Source organism: Catenulispora sp. EB89 (assembly GCF_041261445.1).
GTDB lineage: Bacteria > Actinomycetota > Actinomycetes > Streptomycetales > Catenulisporaceae > Catenulispora.
The window spans coordinates 357,721-376,573 of sequence record NZ_JBGCCU010000009.1 but is presented as its reverse complement, the minus strand read 5'-3'; the positions used below and the strand labels follow the sequence as shown (position 1 = coordinate 376,573).

Genomic DNA, 18,853 nt, shown 5'->3' with positions numbered 1-18,853 from the left:
CGGTCGGCGTTACGGGTGCCGTCGGCCAAGGTCACCACCACATCGACATCGATGATCCGCACTGGCAGGGCACCCAGCCGGGACAGAAACGAGCCATCGGACAACCGGGCCAGCACCGGCGGGTTGCGGGCAGCGGTGGCCCGGTAGAGGAACTGCGCGCCGGTGCCTGCCAGCTCGGCTGCGAAGTCATCGGAGTCGAACCCGCGATCGCACAACACCAGCATCTTGTCGTTCAGCAGCGGCAGCAGCCGCACCGCCCAGTCACGCTCATCAGTGCCGACCGGCCCGAACACCGCGCCCAACAGCCCCCGGGTCCCAGTCTCACACAACACCATCAGCACCAGATGCGGGTATCCGGACCAGCCCTGCCAATACCTGATCTTCCCCAGCCAGCCGCGGTTGCGCACCGAATCAGGGGTCTGCAGCGACAAACAACCGTCGAAGGCCACCGTGCGCCAGCGCCGGTAGGACACCCCGGGCGTGTTCGGGGTCGCCAACGGCCCGGCCACAGCCTCGAACAGCGCCTTGAACGGCGCCGCCCCCAGCCGACGCCGCAGATCCCGCAACGCCTTCTCCGAGGTCCGCACCCGCAACCCGGCAGGCAGGCCCGCGCACAGCTTGCCGAACACCTTCACATAGCCCAGCGGCCGAAACAGACACAGCGCCAACACGAAATACACCCCCACCCGCGACGGCAGGACCCGCACCCGCTGCTGCACACACCCGGTATCGGCCAACACCGCATCCACCAACTCCAACGGCAGGAACTGCGTCAGCTCCCCCAAATGCCCCGGCGCGAACACCCCCGCCGCCACCTCGATCGACCGATCCAGGCGCACCATGGCAGACTCAGACACGACGAGACCTCCGATCCCAGGTTCCCTAGACAAGAACCGGCATATCAGAGGTCTCGTTCACTCTATAAACCCACAGCTCACAGCCCCACTTGACAACACCACCAAAACCTTAACTACGCGGCATTGGCCCGGACTGGCGGGGTCAAGCCGAACGAAACCGCACCACAGCAGCAGCGATGCGGCTTTACCCCGCCAGGCCGGGATGGTTCCCTTTAGGGCGACGACAGCGACGAGGGATCCGGGACGAGGCGACCAACACTCGGACCGCCGCCGAGGCGGGGGGTTGGGGATCCCTCAGAGTCTCGAGTGCCCCCGCCGGAGGCGCCTGCCTTTGACTTCAGGCACCCACCACGCCCGACGATTGCCGCCTACGCAACGCGTGCGCAGTGACTCGGACCCGTGCGCGGTCGTGGACACCTACTCCGCCAGCCGCCAGCGAAACCTGCGGCACACCACCGAACTGCGTCCCCCAGCCAGGTCACCAAACCTTAGGCGAAGCCGTCAAAAAACGCCTTTGACTGTCAACCCACGAACAAACCGCACTGCACGCCCCCACGCCACCCCAGCCACCCACACCCACAAGCCGGAGCGCCCCAAATACAGAGACAGCGCCTCGTCAGACGGCCGCAGTCTGCCGTCCCCGCGTCGGCCGGGGCAGCAGCCGCCAAAGCCGCCCGCACGCGATGGTCCCGGCCAGCCAGAGCACGTACACCACCGGCGTCCACGCGCCGCCGGAGTGCGAGACGCCGCTCGCGTCGACGGTGAACGTCAGCGGGCTTTGCAGGTAGCTGACGCCGGTCCACGTGAAGATGCCCGAGGTTCCGTGCGCCGCGGCAAGGCCGTTGCCGTAGGCGTTGGCGGCTTCGCTGAGGACGTAGTTCAGCAGCAGCGGCACCAGGGCGGCGAAGTAGGCGGCGGCGACCCAGGAGTGGTGCGGGCGGTCGCCGTACTCGGCGCCGAGGTACTCGCGGGCCAGGGCGCCGCTGCTGCCGATGCGGCGCAGGGCTTCGCGGGTGCCCTGGTCGGCCGCGGCTTCCAGGAGATTGGCGCGGACCTCGCGGCGCTTGGCGATGCGCGAGGCGCGTGGGAGGTCGTAGAGGCGCTGGTCGAGGGTCCAGACCAGGCGTTCGATGCGGATCCGGTCGAGCGGCGTCAGCTTGTGCGGCATCAGGAGGTGCCTTTCTCGGGCGGGTCGGGAAGCGGACGAGCCAGGACGGCCTCGACCCCGGCCACGTGCCGCGCCCAGGCGGCGCTCGCGGCGTGCAGGGAGTCGAGGCCGGTCGAGGTGAGCCGGTAGTACTTGCGGGCCGGGCCGCTGGGGGAGGGCACCAGCCGGGTGGCCAGGCGTCCTTCCCGCTCCAGGCGCGTGAGCGCCGGGTAGACCGTGCCCTCGAGCACGTCGGCGAAGCCCGCCGCCTGCAGGCGCTGCGCCACCTCGTAGCCGTAGGACTCCTTCTCGGCCAGCAGGTGGAGCAGCACCATCGACAGCACGCCCTTGAGGAGCTGAGGGTCATGGCTGGTGGTCACGACTACTAGACTGCGCCAACTACTAGGCATAGTCAAGTAGTAGGGCCCAGCGATATCCCGACGCCTCGACGGCGACGTGTCAGGCGGTCAGTTGATGTCGAACTCGTTGCCCTCCGGGTCCTTCATCCCGACCGCGTAGTGGTCCAGGCCGTCCTGCTCCAGGACGACGGTGATCCTGGCGCCCAGAGCCACCAGCCGCTCGGCCTCGGCGTCCACCAGCTGCCTCCGCCTCTCGATAGGGTTCGACCGCCCGCCGCTGGCGTGGATGTCGAGGTGCAGCCGGTTCTTCACCGCCTTGGGCTCGGTCACCACCTGGAACCAGATCGCGGGCCCGCCGCCCTGCGGATCGCTGATCCGGTCCGCACCGCCGAGGAGTTCCTCCTCCGGCACCCCGAGCTCGCGGTAGAAGTCACTCCAGGTCGCGAACCCGGCCGGCGGCGGCGCGAGTTCGTAGCCGAGCGCGGCGGCCCAGAAGCGCGCCATGCGGTCGGCGTCGGTACAGTCGATCACCAGCTGGTAGCGGACGGCCATCGGAATCCTTTCCTCGGCCACGGGGTTCTCTGCACCACGTGGCATTCCGCACCATGGTGTCCTCCACCTCCGACACCCCGGGGCCGCTCGTCTCCCGGCCCCCGGCCCCCTGGCTTCCGGGCCCGGGTATCCACCAGGGTTCACCCCTGGGGTGATCGGCCCGCGTTCGGCGGAATGGTTGTCGGCGGATGCCGACCGGCATGCCGCTGGCGCGAGGGAGCGGACAAGACGATGGTGGATTTCAAGCTGGAGGTCGTGGTACTTCCGGTTTCCGACGTGGACCGAGCCAAGGATTTCTACACGAAGATCGGCTTCCGCGAGGACGTCGACCACTCCGGGCCCGGCGGCTTCCGGGTCGTGCACCTGACCCCGCCCGGGTCGGCGGCCTCGTTCATCATCGGCACCGGCGTCACCGACGCGGCGCCGGGGTCAGAGCGCGGGGTGCACCTGGTCGTGGCCGACGTGGTCGCGGCGCGCGCCGAGCTGGTCGCGCACGGCGTCGAGGTCAGCGAGGTGTTCCACGACGCCGGCGGCGTCTTCCACCACGCCGGCACCGCCGACCGGGTCGCGGGCCCGCACCCGGAGCGGCAGTCGTACGCGTCCTTCGCCTCCTTCACCGACCCGGACGGCAACGTCTTCGTCCTGCAGGAGGTCACCGTGCGCCGCCCCGGCCGGGGCGACTACGTCGTCTACAGCTCGACCGCCGACCTCGAGGCCTGAGGTCCGTGGATTCCATCGGCATGGCGATGGTGGGCCGGCAGGCCGAGCAGGCCGAGCTCGCGGCGTTCGTCAAGGCCGCCGCGGGCCAGGCGCTGGTCCTGCGCGGCGAGACCGGCGTCGGCAAGAGCGCGCTGCTGGGCCTGGCCGCCGACCTGGCCGAGCAGGAAGGCCACCTGGTCGTTCGAGCAGCCGGGCTCGACGCTCCGCAGGAAGCGCCGACCGCGTTCGCGCAGGCTGTTGTCGATGCGGATCACCTGTGAGCGAGGTACAGGCGTCGGTGTCGCGGCAGTCGGTGCCGCAGGCCGCGCAGGACCTTCGGGGCCGGTTGTGTGGAACCGGCCGCGGCAGCCGCCGCTTTCCGCTATTCGACAGTAATATCCCTACTTTCAATATGCGTAACAAGCGGCCAAAGCCGATGCCTGCCATAGTGGGGACATGGCCAAGCGCACCTACACCTCGACCGTCCGGGCCGCGGCGGCACAGGAGACCCACGCCGCGATCCTGAAAGCCGCGGAGAGCCTGTTCGTGGAGCGGGGTTACGTGCGCACCACCGTTGCTGGCATCGCCGAGCGCGCCGGAGTGGCCCTGAACACGGTCTACACCAGTGTCGGCGGCAAGCCGGCCATCGTGGAGGCGCTGGCCGTCGAGGGCACGGAGGACGAGGAGGTCCAGGCCGCCCTCGCCGCCGTCCACGACACGAACGACCCGGCGGAAGTCTTGCGCCGGACGGCCGAGAGCACCGGTGCCATCACCCGCCGCCACGACGCGATTCTGACGGTCCTGTTCGACAACGCGACCGCCGACCCCGCGGTGGCGGCGGCGGCCGACCAGGCGGTGAAGCGCTACCGCGACCGCCTGCGGGTCATCGCCGAGCACCTCGTGTCCCTGGGTGCGGTCGAGACGGACGTGGCCCGCACCGAGCAGGTGCTGTGGTTCTACTTCGGGCAGTCGGCGTGGAAGACGGTGCGCGGCTTCGGCTGGAGCTGGGCCGACAGCGCCGCGTGGTTGGCGGAGCAGGCTGCTGCGTCGTTGTTGGGTCCGAAGGCTCAGGAAGCTCAGTAGGCGCCGCCCGCGGCCTCCACCAAAGCCGCCGTCACCGACCGCACCACGTTACGGCGACCGCGCTTCACCAGGCGCCGCGGAGCTCACCGCTGACCAAGGGCCCCGCCGAGTTCACGCCGGGAGGTGATCCCCTCCTTGGCGAAGACGTTGCGCAGATGCCATTCGACCGTGCGCGGGCTCAGGAACAGCTGCGCGCCGATCTCAGCGTTCGAATGCCCGGCGGCGGCGAGCCGGGCGATCTGCGCTTCCTGCGGCGTCAGGACCGGGGCGCCGACCGTGCGCTTGCGGACGGTCTCGCCGGTGGCGAGCAGTTCGCGGCGGGCGCGTTCGGCGAACGCCTCCATGCCGATCTCGACGGCGGCCGTGTGCGCGGTGCGGAGCTCGTCGCGGGCCTGCGTACGCCGGTTCTGCCGACGCAGCCACTCGCCGAACAGCAGCCGGGTCCGGGTCGCGAAGGACTCCAGTCCGCCGTGCGTGAAGTGCTCGACGGCCTCGCGGTACCGGTCCTCGGCCAGCTTGGGCGCGCTGGTGAGCGCGTCGGCCAGGGCATGGGTGCCGAGCGCCCACGGCGTCCCGGCCTTGGCCCAGTCCGACAGCCTCTCGCCGGCTTCGGCCGCCACCGCCGGTTCGCCGGCGCGGGTCGCGGCCTCGACCAGTTCGCCGAGCGTGCAGTAGTGCGTGGCAAAGTCCTGATGCTCCAGGCCCCGGTTCGCCGCCTGCATCGCGGCCGGGTAGTCGCCCGAGCCGTTGTGCAGCACGGCGCGTGCGTACGCGGCCTGGCCGATCAGCCGTCCCAAGCCGTGCTGCTCGCCGTCGCGTTCCATGGATTCGGCAAGTTCCAGCGCCGACTGCTTGTTGCCTCTATATGCCGCGACCGTGGCCTTGCCGGCTCGGTACGTCGACGTCGACGTCGCCAGGCCCATGGCCCGCTCGGCCGCTGCGGCCTCGGCCAGCAGATCCTCGGCCTGGGTGAAGCTTCCCGCGTACCCCACGGCTGTGGCGCGATAGGTCAGCGCCGAGGGCAGGATCGACAGCGTGCCGGTCGTCCGGGCGAAGCGCACCGCGCGGTCCGTGATCTGCAGCAACGCCTGCAGGTCGCCCAGCTCCACGGCGACGTTCGCCGCGAACCACAGCCAGGGCAGGTCTTCGGGCTCGGTGAAGGAGGCCAGTGCGTCCTGCAGCGGTGCGAACGCGGCCACCGGTCCTTGGACGGCCCAGGTGCTGAGGCCGCGCAGGATCTTGGCGGTGGCGTCGTCGCCGGGCGGCAGGTTCGCGCCGACGGTTTCGGCGGCCCGGCGCAGTCCGTCGGCGTCGTTGCGGCCGGTGTTCAGGGCCGAGCCGAGGGCGGCCAGGGAGGTGCGGCGCGCGGCGGCCGGGTCGAGCTCGCGCAGCTCGCTCGCCGCGGCCAGCAAGGGACCGACGGCGCCGAGGCCGGGGTTGACGACGTGCGTGGCCATGGCCCGCAGCCGGGCCGCGGTGGCGCGTCGCAGCGGGTTCAGGTGGCCGAGTTCGGCGGCGGCGAGCAGGTCGGGGACCCGGGCCGGCAGCCCGGCGTCGAGGTAGGCCTGGGCCGCGGCCAGGGCTCGGCGTCCGCGGCCCTGGGCGTCGGGGGTGAGGGCGGCGGCGCGTTCCAGGAAGGTGCCCGCGGCCGCGCGTCCGCCTCGGGCCAGGGCCCGATCGGCGGAGCGTTCCAGGGCCGCCGCGACGTCTTCGTCGGGTTCGGCGGCGGCGTGCGCCTGGTGCCAGGCCCGCCGGTCGGGGTCGCGTTCGGCGTCCGTGGCTTCGGCCAGCGCGCGGTGCGCCGCACGCAGGGCCGTGGCGTCGGCTCCGCGCCAGACGGCCGAGCGGACCAGTGGGTGCCGGAAGCGGACCGGGGCACCCACGGTGATCAGGTCCGCTGCTTCGGCCGGTGCCGCGGCGCCGGGTCCGACGTCCAGCAGGTGCAGGGCCCGCCACAGCAGCGGCGCGTCGCCGACCGGTTCGACGGCCGCGACCAGCAGCAGGGTGCGGGTGTCCGGGGGGAGCGCGTCGACACGGCGGCGGAAGCCGTCCTCGACGCGGGCAGCCACGCCGGCGGTGCCGTGGCTGCCGAAGCCGCCCGGTCCGCCGTGGCCGCCGAAGCCGCCGAAGCCGAACGCCAGCTCCGCCGAGGAGCGGCTGCGCGGCAGTTCGAGCAGCGCCAGCGGGTTGCCGCCGGTCTCGGCGACGATCCGGTCCCGGACGCGGTCGTCGACCGGGCCGGGCAGCGCCTCGGTCAGCAGTGCGCGGGCGTCGGCGTCGCCGAGCCCGGGCACCGCCAGCTCCGGCAGGCCGGACATGCCGGAGGAGACCTCGCTCCGGTCGTCGGCGACGCGCTCGGCGAAGATCAGCGCGACCGCCTCGGCGTCCAGCCGGCGTCCGACGAAGGCCAGGATCAGCCGGGACATCAGGTCCCCCCACTGCGTGTCGTCGACCAGGCAGACCAGCGGGGCCCCGGCCGCGGCCTCGGCGAACAGGCCCAGGACCGCCATCCCGACCAGCATCATCTCCGGCGCCTGGCCCGAGCTCAGGCCGAAGGCCACGCGCAAGGCGTCCTGGTGCACCTGCGGGAGCCGGTCCAGATGGGACAGCAGTGGCGCGCAGAGCTGCTGCAGCGCCGAGTAGGCGAAGTCGGACTCGGCTTCGACCCCGGATGTGCGGGCGATTTGCAGGCGGCTGTCCTGCGCGGCCCGCGTCGCCACGTGGTCCAGCAGCGCGGACTTGCCGATGCCGGCCTCGCCCCGCAGCACCAGGACCCGGCTCTGCCCCTCGCGCACGTCGCGCAGCAGGCGGTCCAGCGTCTCCAGCTCCCGCGCGCGGCCGAGCAACTGGTGCCTTGTGTCCTGCGACATCGCTTCCTCACTGGCGGGTGTGGACCGCGTGGGCCGGGTGGTGCTTGTCGGGGATCCAGGACCATCCTACGAACGATCTTGGGCCGGCGGTATCCGGACCCGGCGCTGAGCAGGGCGAATCAGAAGACTGATACCGGTTACACCGCGCGGCCGCCTGGATACCCCGCGTTTCCAGAATGGAAACAGGGCACACGTCACTACTAAGTCATATCGTAGCGATGCGCTTCGCATCGGCTAATCGTGACGCCACGCACTTTCACGCCAGCTGTCCGGTGACCAAAGTGGTCTTCGTCCAAGACGTTCGCAGAACTCGAAGATGAGGCCGCCGCATGGATGACCGTTACGAGGCGTACACGATGCTCGACCGGCATTTTTTCGATGCCGCTCGGGCTGTCGTGCCCGCCGCGCACGGTTTCGCCGCGGCCGGCCGGGAGCTGCCGGCGGGCTGGCGGCGGCGCGGGCAGGACGACTGGACGGTCGTGGAGCCGGTGCCGCTGGAGCTGCCGGGGCAGGGGTGGAAGATCCACGCCTCGGCCACCGTCACCGGCGCCGAGGAAGTGCTCGACAGGATCTTCGAGTACTGCGTTCCCCGCGGCATACCGTTCAAGTTCCTGCGTTCGCCGGCGGCGCTGCTGGCGCGGGTGTCGAAGTACGCCCCGCGCGGCTACTCGGGCAAGTTCGTCACGATCTACCCGACGGACGACGCGGCCTGCGAGCGGATCCTCACCGAGCTCGGCGAACTCCTCGACGGGCTGCCGAACCCGTACATTCTCAGCGATCTGCGATGGGGCGCCGGCCCCCTGCACGTCCGCTACGGCGCCTTCGCGAACCAGTACACCGTCTCGGAGAACGGGTCGGTGGTACCGGCGATGGCCGCTCCCGACGGGACCCTGGTCCCGGACCGGCGCACGCCGGTGTTCCGGGTGCCGCCGTGGGTGGAGCTGCCGGAGTTCCTGGCGCCGCACCTGGCCGCGCGGAACGCGGTGAAGCTCACGGATATGCCGTACAGCGTGGAGAAGGTTCTGCATTTCTCCAACGGCGGCGGGATCTACGTGGGCCGCGACTCGCGGACCGGCGACGAGGTCGTGCTGAAGGAGGGACGGCCGCACTCCGGGCTGGACGCGCGCGGGGCCGACGCCGTGCAGCGGGTCGAGCACGAGTACGCGATGTTGCAGCGGCTGGAGGGCATACCGGGCTTGCCGCGTGCGCGTGACCTGCTGTGGGTCGGCGAGCACCGGTTCCTGGTCATGGACTACGTCAAGGACGGCGTTCCGCTCAGCCGGGTGATGGGGGTCCGCTATCCGCTGACCGATCCCGGCGCCACGGACGAGGACCGCCGGCGTTACGCCGACTGGGCCCTGGACATCCACCGGCAGGTCAGCGAGGCCCTGGACGCCATCCACGAGCGCGGCGTCGTCTACGGCGACCTGCACATGTTCAACATCCTGGTCCGCGACGACGACAGCATCGCGCTGCTGGACTTCGAAGTGTCCTGCGAAGCCGACGAGACGGTGCGGCCGGGGCTGGGCAACCCCGGGTTCAGCGCGCCGGCGACGGTCACCGGTGTCGACCGGGACCGCTACGCGCTGGCCTGCTTGCGGCTGGCGCTGTTCCTGCCGCTGGCGAACATGGTGTGGCTGCACCGTCCCAAGGCCCGGGAGCTCGCCGCGGTCATCGCCGAGAACTTCCCGGTGCCGGCCGACGACCTCGCCGACGCGGTGGCGGTGATCACCGGCGTCGAGGACCGGGCCCGGCCGCTCGCGCCGAACGAGCCGGTGCGGATCGAGGCGGAGCCTTCACAGTGGCCTGCGATACGCGACGAGCTGGTGCGTGCCATCGCGGCCAGTGCCACGCCGGAACGCGACGACCGCTTGTTCCCCGGCGACATCAGGCAGTTCGCCGTCGGCGGGCTCGGGCTGGCCTATGGCGCGGCCGGCGTGCTGTACGCGCTGGACGTCACCGGCGCCGGGCGGTTCCCGCAGTACGAGGACTGGCTTGTGCGGCACGCCAAGGATCCGGGCAGCGGTGCGCGGCCCGGCCTGTGGGACGGCCTGCACGGCGCGGCTTTCGCCCTGGACCATCTCGGCTATCGCAGCGAGGCGCTGGACATCGTCGAGTCCTGTCTTCGCGACAAATGGGAGGCCTACCCCTCCGATCTCGCCGGTGGCCTGTCGGGAATCGGGCTCAACCTGCTGCATTTCGCCGAACGGACCGGCGATGCCGCGTTGGGCGAGGCCGGGCTGCGCGCGGCGGAGATCGTCGCCGAGCGGCTCGCCGCCCCGGACACCGCGCCGGCCGTCTCCGGGCGCGAGGGCTTCCACGCCGGCCTCACCCGGGGGTACTCCGGGCAGGCGATGCTGCTGCTGCGGGCCTTCGACACCGTCGGCGACACGCGCTTTCTGGACTCCGCGGGTGAGGCGTTGCGTCGGGACCTGCGGCGCTGCGTGGTGCGTGACAAGGGCGCCATGCATGTCGACGAGGGCTGGCGGACGCTGCCGTATCTGGACGTGGGCAGCGTCGGCATCGGCCTGGCGCTGGACGCGTACCTCGCGCTGCGACCCGACGAGGCCGACGCCGACCCGCAGTTCCGCGAGGCCGTCGAGACGATTCCCTCGGCTGCACGATCTCCGCTCTACGCGCTGCCGGGCCTGTTCTCCGGACGCGCCGGAATGATCCTCTACCTGGCCGGCCGTACCCCCGAGCGGCACCGCGATCCGGTGCTCGCCGCGCAGGTGCGGAGCCTGACCTGGCACACGCTGCCGTACGGCGGCGGCACCGCGTTCCCCGGCGGCATGCTGATGCGGCTGTCGATGGACCTGGCCACCGGGACCGCCGGCGTGCTGCTGGCCCTGGGCGCGGTGCTGCACGACGAGCCGGTGTACGCACCGCTGCTCGCCCCCCGAGTCTCCCGTGCCGACCGGCGCGGGGAAGCCGAAACAGAAAGGTGACGGACATGACCGAAGAGATGACCCTCATGGACCTGCAGGGCATGGAGCAGGTCGAGACGGACAGCTGGGGCGGCAGCGGCCACGGCGGCGGCGGCGAGTCGGAGCTGAGCCTGACCGGCTGCAACGGCCACAGCGGCATCAGCCTGCTCTGCGAGCTCTGATCCAGCACCCCGCAGGGGTGACCGGACCGGCTCGCACGCCGGCCCACCGATGAGCGCGGCGGCCCCGGACGACTGACATTCGCCCGGGGCCGCCGGCACGGAGGCGGTCTGGGACCGCCGACCATCTGTATCCGTCGCTATCCATCACACCCGACCTCGGAGGCCGCGTCCAGATATGAGCGCCTACTCAAGCGCCGTGCGCCACGGTGGTGCTTGGTTGCCCGCGATCGGCTTGGCCGCGCTGGGCTCGACGGCGGTCACCCTCGCGGTGCCCGACGTGCTCGGCGCCGCCGTGGACACCGCCGCGGCCGGACACGGGGTGGGCGGGCAGCTGCTGCTGGCCGGGGCGCTGATGGCCTTCGGCGTGCTCTGCGACATGACCGCCGGGTACGCCTCCGCCGCGTGTACCGCCGGGACCACGGCGTGGCTGCGGCTGTGGATGACGCGCCGCGTCCTGGACGCCGGGCCCGCGAACAGCGGCGGCTTCACCTCCGGCGACCTGCTCGGGCGGGTCTGCGGCAACGCCGCCGACGCCGGGCGCGCGGGCCCGGGCGCGGTCGGCGCGCTGACCGCGATCGCGCCGCCGGTCGGCAGCCTGGTGCTGCTCGCCGTCATCGACCCCTGGCTCGCCGTGGCGTTCCTGGCCGGGACGGTCGGCGTCATCCTGGTCCTGCGCTCCTTCACCCGCGGCACCACGCGCGTGCTGCGGACGTACCTGGAGATCCAGGGCCGCATCGTCGGACGGCTGGTGGAATCGCTCGGCGGCATCCGCACCATCGCCGCCGCCGGCACCGCCGCCGCCGAGCGCGACCGGATCCTGGCCGACCTGCCGGAGCTGCACGCCGCCGGGCGCGCCACGTGGCGGGTCCTGGCCCGCTCGACGTTCCAGGGCTCGGTCCTCGGCCCGGCGACCCTCGCCGCGGTCCTCGCGGTCGGCGGCCTGGAGCTGGTCAGGGGCCGCATGACCCCCGGCGAACTGTTCGCCGCCAGCCGCTACGCCTCCATCGGCACCGGCCTCGGCGGCCTGACCTCGGTGTTCGCCGCCGTCGCCCGCTCCCGCTCCGGAGCGGCGCGCGCCGCCGAACTGCTGGAGCTGTCCGAGGTCGAATACGGCGACCGGGCCGTCCCGGAAGGCACCGGCGAGCTGACGTTCCTCGGCGTGTCCTGCGGCATGCTCCGCGACGTGGACCTGACGGTGCCCGGCGGCGCGGCGGTCGCGGTGGTCGGACCCTCCGGCTCGGGCAAGTCGGTACTGGCCACCCTCGCGGCCCGGCTGCGCGACCCCGACCAGGGCCAGGTGCTGCTCGACGGCGTGCGCCTGCCCGAGATCGCCCACGACGAACTCCGCGCGGCGGTCGGCTGCGCCTTCGAACGCCCGACGCTGGTCGGCGCCACGGTCGCGGACGCGATCGGCCCGAACCTGCCGCGCTCGCGCGTCGAGGACTCGGCGAAGGCGGCGCGCGCGGACGCCTTCGTCCGCCTGCTGCCGCAGGGCTACGACACCCCGCTCGCGGACGCACCGATGTCCGGGGGAGAGGCACAGCGGATCGGCCTGGCGCGAGCCTGGGCGGCGCACCGCCTGCTGGTCCTCGACGACGCCACCTCCAGCCTCGACACCGCCACCGAGGCACTGATCAGCGACGCCCTCCTCGGCGGCGCCCGCGGCCGCACCCGCCTGATCGTGACGCACCGCGCCGCCACCGCGGCCCGCGCCGACCTGGTGGTGTGGCTCGACGAGGGGCGCGTGCGCCGGGTCGGCGGCCACGACCGGCTGTGGCAGGACGCGGCTTACCGGGAGGTGTTCGCGGCATGAGGCGGGGGATGGGCTTGGGGCGCAGCAGCGGGGCAGATCGGTCTGGCGGCGCGGGCGAATCCGCTCGGCTCGAGCGATCCGGCGAGCATGCTGGCGCGGGTGACTCAGACCAGTCCGGCAGCGCGCGTGACTCAGTTCGGTCCGAGTGGTCCGGCGGCGCGAATGGCTCAGCTCGGTCTGAGCGAAGCGGCGGGTCCGGCGGCGCGCGCGACTCGGCTCAGCCCGAGCGGTCCGGCAGCGCTAATGGCTCAGCTCGGTCCGAGCGCTCCGGCGAGCCTGCTGGCGCAAGTGACTCAGCTCGGCCCGGGCGATCCGAGCGGTCCGGCGGCGCGGGGCATTCGGTCGGGTCCGGTGGCGTGGGCGGCTCAGGTCGGTCTGGTGCGGTGGTCGCCGCGGGTCGTGGCCGCGAGCTGCGGTTCGCTTTCGGAACCGTGCGCCGATCCTCCATCGTCGCCCTGTGCTCCTGGTCCTTGCTCGAAGTCCCCTCCTCCGCACTCTCCGGCATCGCCGTCGCGCACGCGCTCGACGACGGCTTCCTCCGCCACCGCACCGGCGTCGGCCTGGCCTGGATCGGTGTGCTCCTGGCCGCCGCGACCTTGGCGGCGCTTGGTGCGCGCCGGGTCTTCGCGCTGCTCGGCAACTTCGTTGAGCCGCTTCGGGATGTGCTTGTTCGGCGCGTCGTGGATGCGGCCGTTACGCGTGGCGTGGCCGGGGAGCGTGATGGCGGCGCGACGGCGCGGCTGACTCGGCAGGTCGAGACCGTGCGCGATTCGTTCGCCGGCATCATCGTCGCGGTGCGTGCGTTCGTTGTTGCGGCGCTGGGGACGGCGGTCGGTGCCTATGCGCTGGATCCGCTGATCGCGGCCATCGTGCTGCCGCCGTTCGTGGCCGGGTTTGCGTTGTTCCTCGGCGTGCTGCGAGTCGCTGCCGCGCGGCAGCGGGCCAGCGTCTTGGGCGAGGAGAAGGTCGCGGCGGCGGCCGGTCCGGTGTTGGCGGCGGTGCGCGATGTGGCGGCTGCCGGTGCTGAGGAGTACGCGGCGGATCTGGTGCGCGGGCCGGTCCTCGCGCAGGCACGCATCGATCGCCGGCTCGCGCGCACCGCCGCGTTGCGCCAGCTCTGCTTCGCGGTGGGCGGCTGGCTGCCCGCGCTGTTGCTGCTGGCGGCGAGTCCGGCGCTGCTGCGACGCGGCCTGACCGCCGGTGCGCTGGTCGGGGGCCTGACGTTCGTGGTGACGGGTCTGCAGCCCGCGCTGCGCGGCGTCATCTCGGGGCTCGGTGACAGTGGTCTGCGGTTCTCGATCACGATGGCGCGGCTGCTGGATGCCGCCGTGCCGATCGCTGCGCTGCCGGAAGCTTCGGAGACCTCGGCCGCCGAAAAGAGCGCCCCGACCCCCACCGACTTCGCGACCAACGGCCTGACCCTCCGCGCCGTCACCTTCGCCTACGGCCCCGCCTCCGAACCGGTCCTGCGCGACCTCGACCTCACCGTCGCACCCGGCGAGCACCTCGCCGTCGTCGGCCCCAGCGGCATCGGCAAGTCGACCATGGCCGCTTTGATCTGCGGCCTGCGCCGCCCGGACGCCGGCGCCGTCCTTCTCGGCGGCGCCGACGCCGCAGACCTCGCGCCCGGCCATCTCGCGCGTCTTCGGGTCCTGATTCCGCAGGAGGCCTACGTCTTCGCCGGCACGCTTCGCCAGAATCTGTCCTACCTCGCGCCGGACGCCCCCGACGAACGGATCGCCGCCTCCGTCGCCGCCGTCGGCGCCGCGCCCCTGGTCGCGCGGCTCGGCGGGCTGGACGCGATCGTCGCCCCGAACGAGCTGTCCGCCGGAGAGCGCCAGCTGCTCGCCCTCGCGCGCGCCCACCTGTCGCCGGCGCCGCTGGCGGTTCTCGACGAGGCGACCTGTCACCTCGACCCCATTGCCGAACGCCACGCCGAGCAGGCCTTCGCCGACCGGGGCGGCACGCTGATCGTCATCGCGCACCGGCTCAGCTCCGCGCTGCGCGCCGAGCGCGTCCTGGTCCTGGACGGCGTCCGCGCCGACGCGGGCAGCCACGACGAGCTCACCGCGCGCTCGGCGCTCTACCGCGAGCTGCTGGCGCACTGGTCGGCGGGGCCTGAATCCGGGCCGCGGCCGGTCTCAGATCCAGCCCTCGTCCCGGGCGATCCGCACCGCCTCGATCCGGCTGCGCGCGCCGGTCTTGGCGATGGCGCGCGACAGATAGTTGCGAACAGTGCCGTTACTTAGAAACAACTCCGCCGCGATCGCCTTCGTCGGCGCGCCGTCCACCGACTTCAGCAGTACCTCGCGCTCGCGGTCGGTGAGGGGGTTGTCGCCGGCCGACAGGGCCGCGACCGCCAGCTCCAGGTCCAGCACCGGTTTGCCGTCGACGATCCGGCGCAGCCCGTCGACCAGCTGCGCGGGGGAGGCGTCGACGGTCAGGAAGCCGGTCTGCGGGGCCAGCCGGGTCAGTACGGCCAGGGTCGCGGCCCAGCGCTCCACCAGAATCAGGACCTTGATGTCAGGGCGGCGTTCGCACAGCTGGGCGCACACCGCGTCCATGGCCGGGTCGCCGGGCAGCTCGGCGTCCAGCAGGATGACGTCCAGCCGGCGCCGCCGTACGGCCGGCCACACGTCCTCCAGCCGCGTGGGCCGTACCACCACCCGGAAGTCCCCCTCCCGGCCGAGCAGCGCGGCCAGCCCTTCTCGCCACAGCACGGCCCTTTGCGCCAGCGCGATGTCGATCAACGTTGCCCCCAGTCCACAGCATCGGCGGTCCTTCCCCGGCACACCGGACCGCATCGCCGATCACGTTCCGCCCCCGCGCAGTGACGCTCAGCCTAGCCAACCGATACTGTCTCCGAAAATGCCGTGGAGCGAAATAATCGTTGGCTTCTCACTAGATTCTCACCTGCGGCTACGACCGCGCCGACCTGGTGTCCCGTGAATACGCGATAGTGCGTGGCCGCGTGTTCGGTGATTTTCTGGTGACTATTATTCGCAATTTATTTCGAAGTTGCCGGGTGCGGTCGTGCCTGCATGTCAGGACCCTGATTCTCCCGGCGCTGACGGCCGTCGGTTACCGGACGGAAACGTCCGAACACGCTAAGCGGCGAGCGCTTCGACGCCCCGCCCCGACAAAAGCCGCCGGATGTCGCGCACCGCCTCGCGGCCGGCGCGGTTGGCGCCGACAGTGCTGGCTGACGGACCGTAGCCCACCAGATGCAGCCGCGGTTCGAGCACGACGCGCGTGCCGTCCATCGCGATGCCGCCGCCCGGGGCGCGCAGACGCAGCGGCGCCAAGTGGTCCAGCGCCGCGCGCCAGCCGGTGCACCACAGGATCACGTCCGCCTCGACGGAGCTCGGCGCACCGTCGGTCGGAGTGTCCCAGGCGACGCCCTCGGGCGTGATCCGGTCGAACATCGGCAGCCGCCGGAGCACCCCGGAGCGCTGCGCCTCGCGGATCGCGTCGGTGACCGGAAGCCCGGTGACGCTGACCACGCTCTCCGGCACCAGCCCGGCGCGCACCCTGCGCTCCACCATCGCGACCACCTCACGACCGTACTCCCGCGTGAACGGCTCGTCGCGGAACGCCGGCTCCCGGCGCGTCACCCAGGTCGTCGCGGCGCCGGCCGCGGCGAGCTCGGCGAGCAGCTGGATCGCGGTGATCCCGCCGCCGACCACGACCACGCGCCGGCCGGCGAACTCCCGCGGCCCGGGGTAGGCCGCGGCGTGCAACTGCTGCCCCCGGAACGTCTCCCGGCCCGGGTAGTACGGCCAGAACGGCTTGTTCCACGTGCCGGTGGCGTTGATCACGGTGCGCGCGGCCCACGTCGCGGAGTCGGTCTCGACCAGCAGCCGCTCATCGGGCCCGTAGCGCACCGCCCGCACCGCGACCGGCCGGTGCACGGCGAGCTGGAAGTGGTCCTCGTACTCGGCGAAGTACCGGGGGACCGCGACCGATGCCTGCTCCTGCGGCGACGGCGGCTCGAAAGCCATCCCGGGCAGGTCGAAGATGCCGTTGACGGTCTCCATCCGCAGCGAGGGCCACCGGTGCTGCCACGCGCCGCCGGGTGCCCGGTCGCCGTCCAGGACCACGGAGCCGGCGTCGGGCTCGAAACCGGCTCTGCGCAGGAAGTAGGCACTCGACAAGCCCGCCTGCCCGGCACCGATCACCACGACGTCCGTCGTCCGCGTGTCCTCGTTCACGGTGGGTTGAACAATCAAGCCGCCGCATTCCTTCCGGCCTGCCGTCGTCAACACCTCCCACTGGGTACCCCAGAAGCAAATCAGGCCATGTATACACACCGTGACCAAGCTGGTGAAATCCGTGGTCGCCCGAGCCATGCGTCGATGTCCGAATATAAAGGCTGTAACCGCGCCGTAACGTCTTCCGGCCAAAGGTCCGCCGATCCCACCCCGCACCGGTGGCGGAGATAGTTAGCAAGGGTAAATATCTAAGGGTCACCGGTCGAAAGGAAGAAACACATGTGTGGCATCACCGGCTGGATCTCCTACGAACGCGACCTGCGCAACGACGCGCCCACCCTGGACGCGATGACCGCCACCATGGAATGCCGCGGCCCTGACGACCGCGGGACCTGGATCGACGGCCCGGCCGCGCTCGGACACCGCCGTCTGGCCATCATCGACCTGCCCGGCGGCCGGCAGCCGATGACCGCGGAGGCCGGCGGGCAGAGCGTGGTGATTGTTTACTCCGGCGAAACGTACAACTTCACCGAGCTGCGCGCAGAACTGACCTCGCGCGGGCACCGCTTCACCACCGACTCGGACACCGAGGTCGTGCTGCGCGGCTACCTCGAGTGGGGCTCGGCCGTCGCCGAACGCCTCAACGGCATGTACGCCTTCGCGATCTGGGACGGCCGCGACCGCAAGCTGCGCCTGATCCGCGACCGCATGGGAATCAAGCCCCTGTATTACTCGCCGACCCCCGACGGCGTCCTGTTCGGCTCCGAGCCCAAGGCGATCCTGGCCAATCCGCTGGCCGAGCCGACCGTCGGGCTGGAGGGCCTGCGCGAGCTGTTCGTCATGGTCAAGACGCCGGGGCACGCGTTCTGGTCCGGCATGCGCGAGGTCGAGCCGGGCACCGTGGTCACGATCGGGCCCGAGGGCATCCGCACCGACGTGTACTGGACGCTGGCGACCCAGCAGCACGACGACTCCCGCGAGGAGAGCGTCGCGCATGTCAGGGAGCTGCTGGACGACATCGTGCGCCGGCAGCTCGTCGCCGACGTCCCGCGCTGCGTGCTGCTCTCCGGCGGCCTGGACTCCTCGACGCTCACCGCGCTGTCCGCGCAGCAGCTGGCCGTGACCGGCGAGAAGATCCGCAGCTTCGCCGTCGACTTCGTCGGCCAGGCCAAGAACTTCGTCCCGGACCCGATCCGCGCCGATCCGGACACGCCGTTCGTACACGCGGTCGCCGAGCACTCGAACACGGTCCACCAGGACATCGTGCTGGACGCCGAGTCGCTGACCGATCTGGACGCGCGGCGCACCGTGATCCGGGCCCGCGACATGCCCGCCGGCCTCGGCGACATGGACACCTCGCTGTACCTGCTGTTCAAGGAGATCCGCGACCATTCGACGGTCGCGCTGTCCGGGGAGTCCGCCGACGAGGTGTTCGGCGGGTACCAGGACTTCTTCAACGAGGACGCCCGGCGCGGCGGGACGTTCCCGTGGCTGGTGAAGTACACCGAGAACTTCGGCGACGACATGGGGTTGCTGCGTCCTGAGCTGCGTCAGGCCATGGATCTGCAGAACTATGTGCAGGAGTGCTACGACACGGCCGTCTCGACGATCGAGCGGCTGCCCGGCGAAAGCGATTTCGAGTACCGGATGCGGCGGGTCTGCCACCTGTACCTGACGCGGTTCGTGCGCTTCCTGCTCGACCGCAAGGACCGGCTCAGCATGGCCGTCGGTCTGGAGGTGCGCGTGCCGTTCTGCGACCACCGCCTGGTGGAGTACGTCTACAACGCACCCTGGGCCATCAAGTCGTTCGACGGCCGCGAGAAGTCGCTGCTGCGCGAGGCGGCCGCCGACGTGCTGCCACGCTCGGTGTACGACCGGGTCAAGAGCCCCTACCCGTCCACGCAGGACCCGCGCTACGTCATCGCGCTGCGCTCGCGCGTCGCCGACCTGCTGTCCCAGCCCTCGCACGCGGTCTTCGACTTCGTCGACCCGGCCACGGTGCGCCGGCTCGTCGACGACACCGGGGCGGGGATCATGCAGGCCTCGCGCCGGGGGCTGGAGCGGACGCTGGACATCGCGCTGTGGCTGGAGATGTACCAGCCGACGGTTTCCTGGTCCTGATCGCGTTCCTGGTCCTGAGCACGGCGACCGGT

At 71.7% G+C, this 18,853-nt stretch carries 15 protein-coding genes; 8 read left to right on the top strand and 7 right to left on the bottom strand.

The window, feature by feature from the left end; genetic code table 11:
* The 4 genes from ABH920_RS22110 to ABH920_RS22095 form a co-directional block, all read right to left on the bottom strand.
* Positions 1 to 842 (bottom strand): transposase domain-containing protein (locus ABH920_RS22110; RefSeq protein ID WP_370350979.1); only part of this gene is annotated, 842 nt, incomplete at its 3' end.
* A gap of 631 nt (positions 843 to 1,473) precedes the next feature.
* A complete protein-coding gene (locus ABH920_RS22105; protein WP_370350961.1) occupies positions 1,474 to 2,025 on the bottom strand; it encodes a hypothetical protein in 552 nt (183 codons plus the stop codon).
* Entirely contained in the window at positions 2,025 to 2,384 is a 360-nt protein-coding gene (locus ABH920_RS22100; protein ID WP_370350960.1) for a PadR family transcriptional regulator, read from the bottom strand. Before ABH920_RS22100 ends, ABH920_RS22105 begins: the two co-directional genes overlap by 1 nt.
* An 87-nt stretch (positions 2,385 to 2,471) precedes the next feature.
* Entirely contained in the window at positions 2,472 to 2,915 is a 444-nt protein-coding gene (locus ABH920_RS22095) for a VOC family protein (protein ID WP_370350959.1), read from the bottom strand.
* Between the two features lie 231 nt (positions 2,916 to 3,146).
* On the opposite strand from ABH920_RS22095, the gene ABH920_RS22090 reads away from it, so the two are divergent.
* The 3 genes from ABH920_RS22090 to ABH920_RS22080 all read left to right on the top strand — a co-directional run bounded on the left by ABH920_RS22090 (position 3,147) and on the right by ABH920_RS22080 (position 4,697).
* On the top strand, positions 3,147 to 3,635 hold the full coding sequence (locus ABH920_RS22090) for a VOC family protein (protein ID WP_370350958.1): 489 nt from the start codon (positions 3,147 to 3,149) through the stop codon (positions 3,633 to 3,635).
* Between the two features lie 5 nt (positions 3,636 to 3,640).
* Positions 3,641 to 3,895, top strand: coding sequence for an AAA family ATPase (locus ABH920_RS22085; protein ID WP_370350957.1), 255 nt, complete (start codon positions 3,641 to 3,643; stop codon positions 3,893 to 3,895).
* A 175-nt stretch (positions 3,896 to 4,070) separates the two neighbouring features.
* The gene (locus ABH920_RS22080; protein WP_370350956.1) at positions 4,071 to 4,697 is read left to right on the top strand and encodes a TetR/AcrR family transcriptional regulator; all 627 of its coding nucleotides are present in this window, start codon (positions 4,071 to 4,073) and stop codon (positions 4,695 to 4,697) included.
* An 83-nt stretch (positions 4,698 to 4,780) separates the two neighbouring features.
* Here the strand turns inward: ABH920_RS22080 and ABH920_RS22075 are convergent, their stop codons facing one another.
* Entirely contained in the window at positions 4,781 to 7,567 is a 2,787-nt protein-coding gene (locus ABH920_RS22075; protein WP_370350955.1) for an AAA family ATPase, read from the bottom strand.
* 329 nt (positions 7,568 to 7,896) lie between these two features.
* Between ABH920_RS22075 and lanKC the strand changes: the two genes are divergently transcribed.
* The 4 genes from lanKC (at position 7,897) to ABH920_RS22055 (ending at position 14,738) form a co-directional block, all read left to right on the top strand.
* Positions 7,897 to 10,515, top strand: coding sequence for a class III lanthionine synthetase LanKC (gene lanKC / locus ABH920_RS22070; RefSeq protein ID WP_370350954.1), 2,619 nt, complete (start codon positions 7,897 to 7,899; stop codon positions 10,513 to 10,515).
* 5 nt (positions 10,516 to 10,520) lie between these two features.
* Entirely contained in the window at positions 10,521 to 10,676 is a 156-nt protein-coding gene (locus ABH920_RS22065; RefSeq protein WP_370350953.1) for a SapB/AmfS family lanthipeptide, read from the top strand.
* A gap of 175 nt (positions 10,677 to 10,851) precedes the next feature.
* On the top strand, positions 10,852 to 12,489 hold the full coding sequence (locus tag ABH920_RS22060; RefSeq protein ID WP_370350952.1) for an ABC transporter ATP-binding protein: 1,638 nt from the start codon (positions 10,852 to 10,854) through the stop codon (positions 12,487 to 12,489).
* Positions 12,490 to 12,920: 431 nt separating this feature from the next.
* Entirely contained in the window at positions 12,921 to 14,738 is a 1,818-nt protein-coding gene (locus tag ABH920_RS22055) for an ATP-binding cassette domain-containing protein (RefSeq protein ID WP_370350951.1), read from the top strand.
* On the opposite strand, the gene ABH920_RS22050 is transcribed toward ABH920_RS22055, so the two are convergent.
* Both ABH920_RS22050 and ABH920_RS22045 read right to left on the bottom strand, forming a co-directional pair.
* Positions 14,631 to 15,239, bottom strand: coding sequence for a response regulator transcription factor (locus ABH920_RS22050; protein ID WP_370350950.1), 609 nt, complete (start codon positions 15,237 to 15,239; stop codon positions 14,631 to 14,633). The genes ABH920_RS22055 and ABH920_RS22050 overlap by 108 nt on opposite strands.
* Positions 15,240 to 15,596: 357 nt before the next feature.
* Positions 15,597 to 16,718 (bottom strand): NAD(P)-binding domain-containing protein, encoded by a 1,122-nt coding sequence (locus ABH920_RS22045; RefSeq protein ID WP_370350949.1) that lies wholly within the window; start codon positions 16,716 to 16,718, stop codon positions 15,597 to 15,599.
* Between the two features lie 261 nt (positions 16,719 to 16,979).
* On the opposite strand from ABH920_RS22045, the gene asnB reads away from it, so the two are divergent.
* The gene (asnB, locus tag ABH920_RS22040; protein ID WP_370350948.1) at positions 16,980 to 18,821 is read left to right on the top strand and encodes an asparagine synthase (glutamine-hydrolyzing); all 1,842 of its coding nucleotides are present in this window, start codon (positions 16,980 to 16,982) and stop codon (positions 18,819 to 18,821) included.
* Positions 18,822 to 18,853 lie beyond the last annotated feature (32 nt).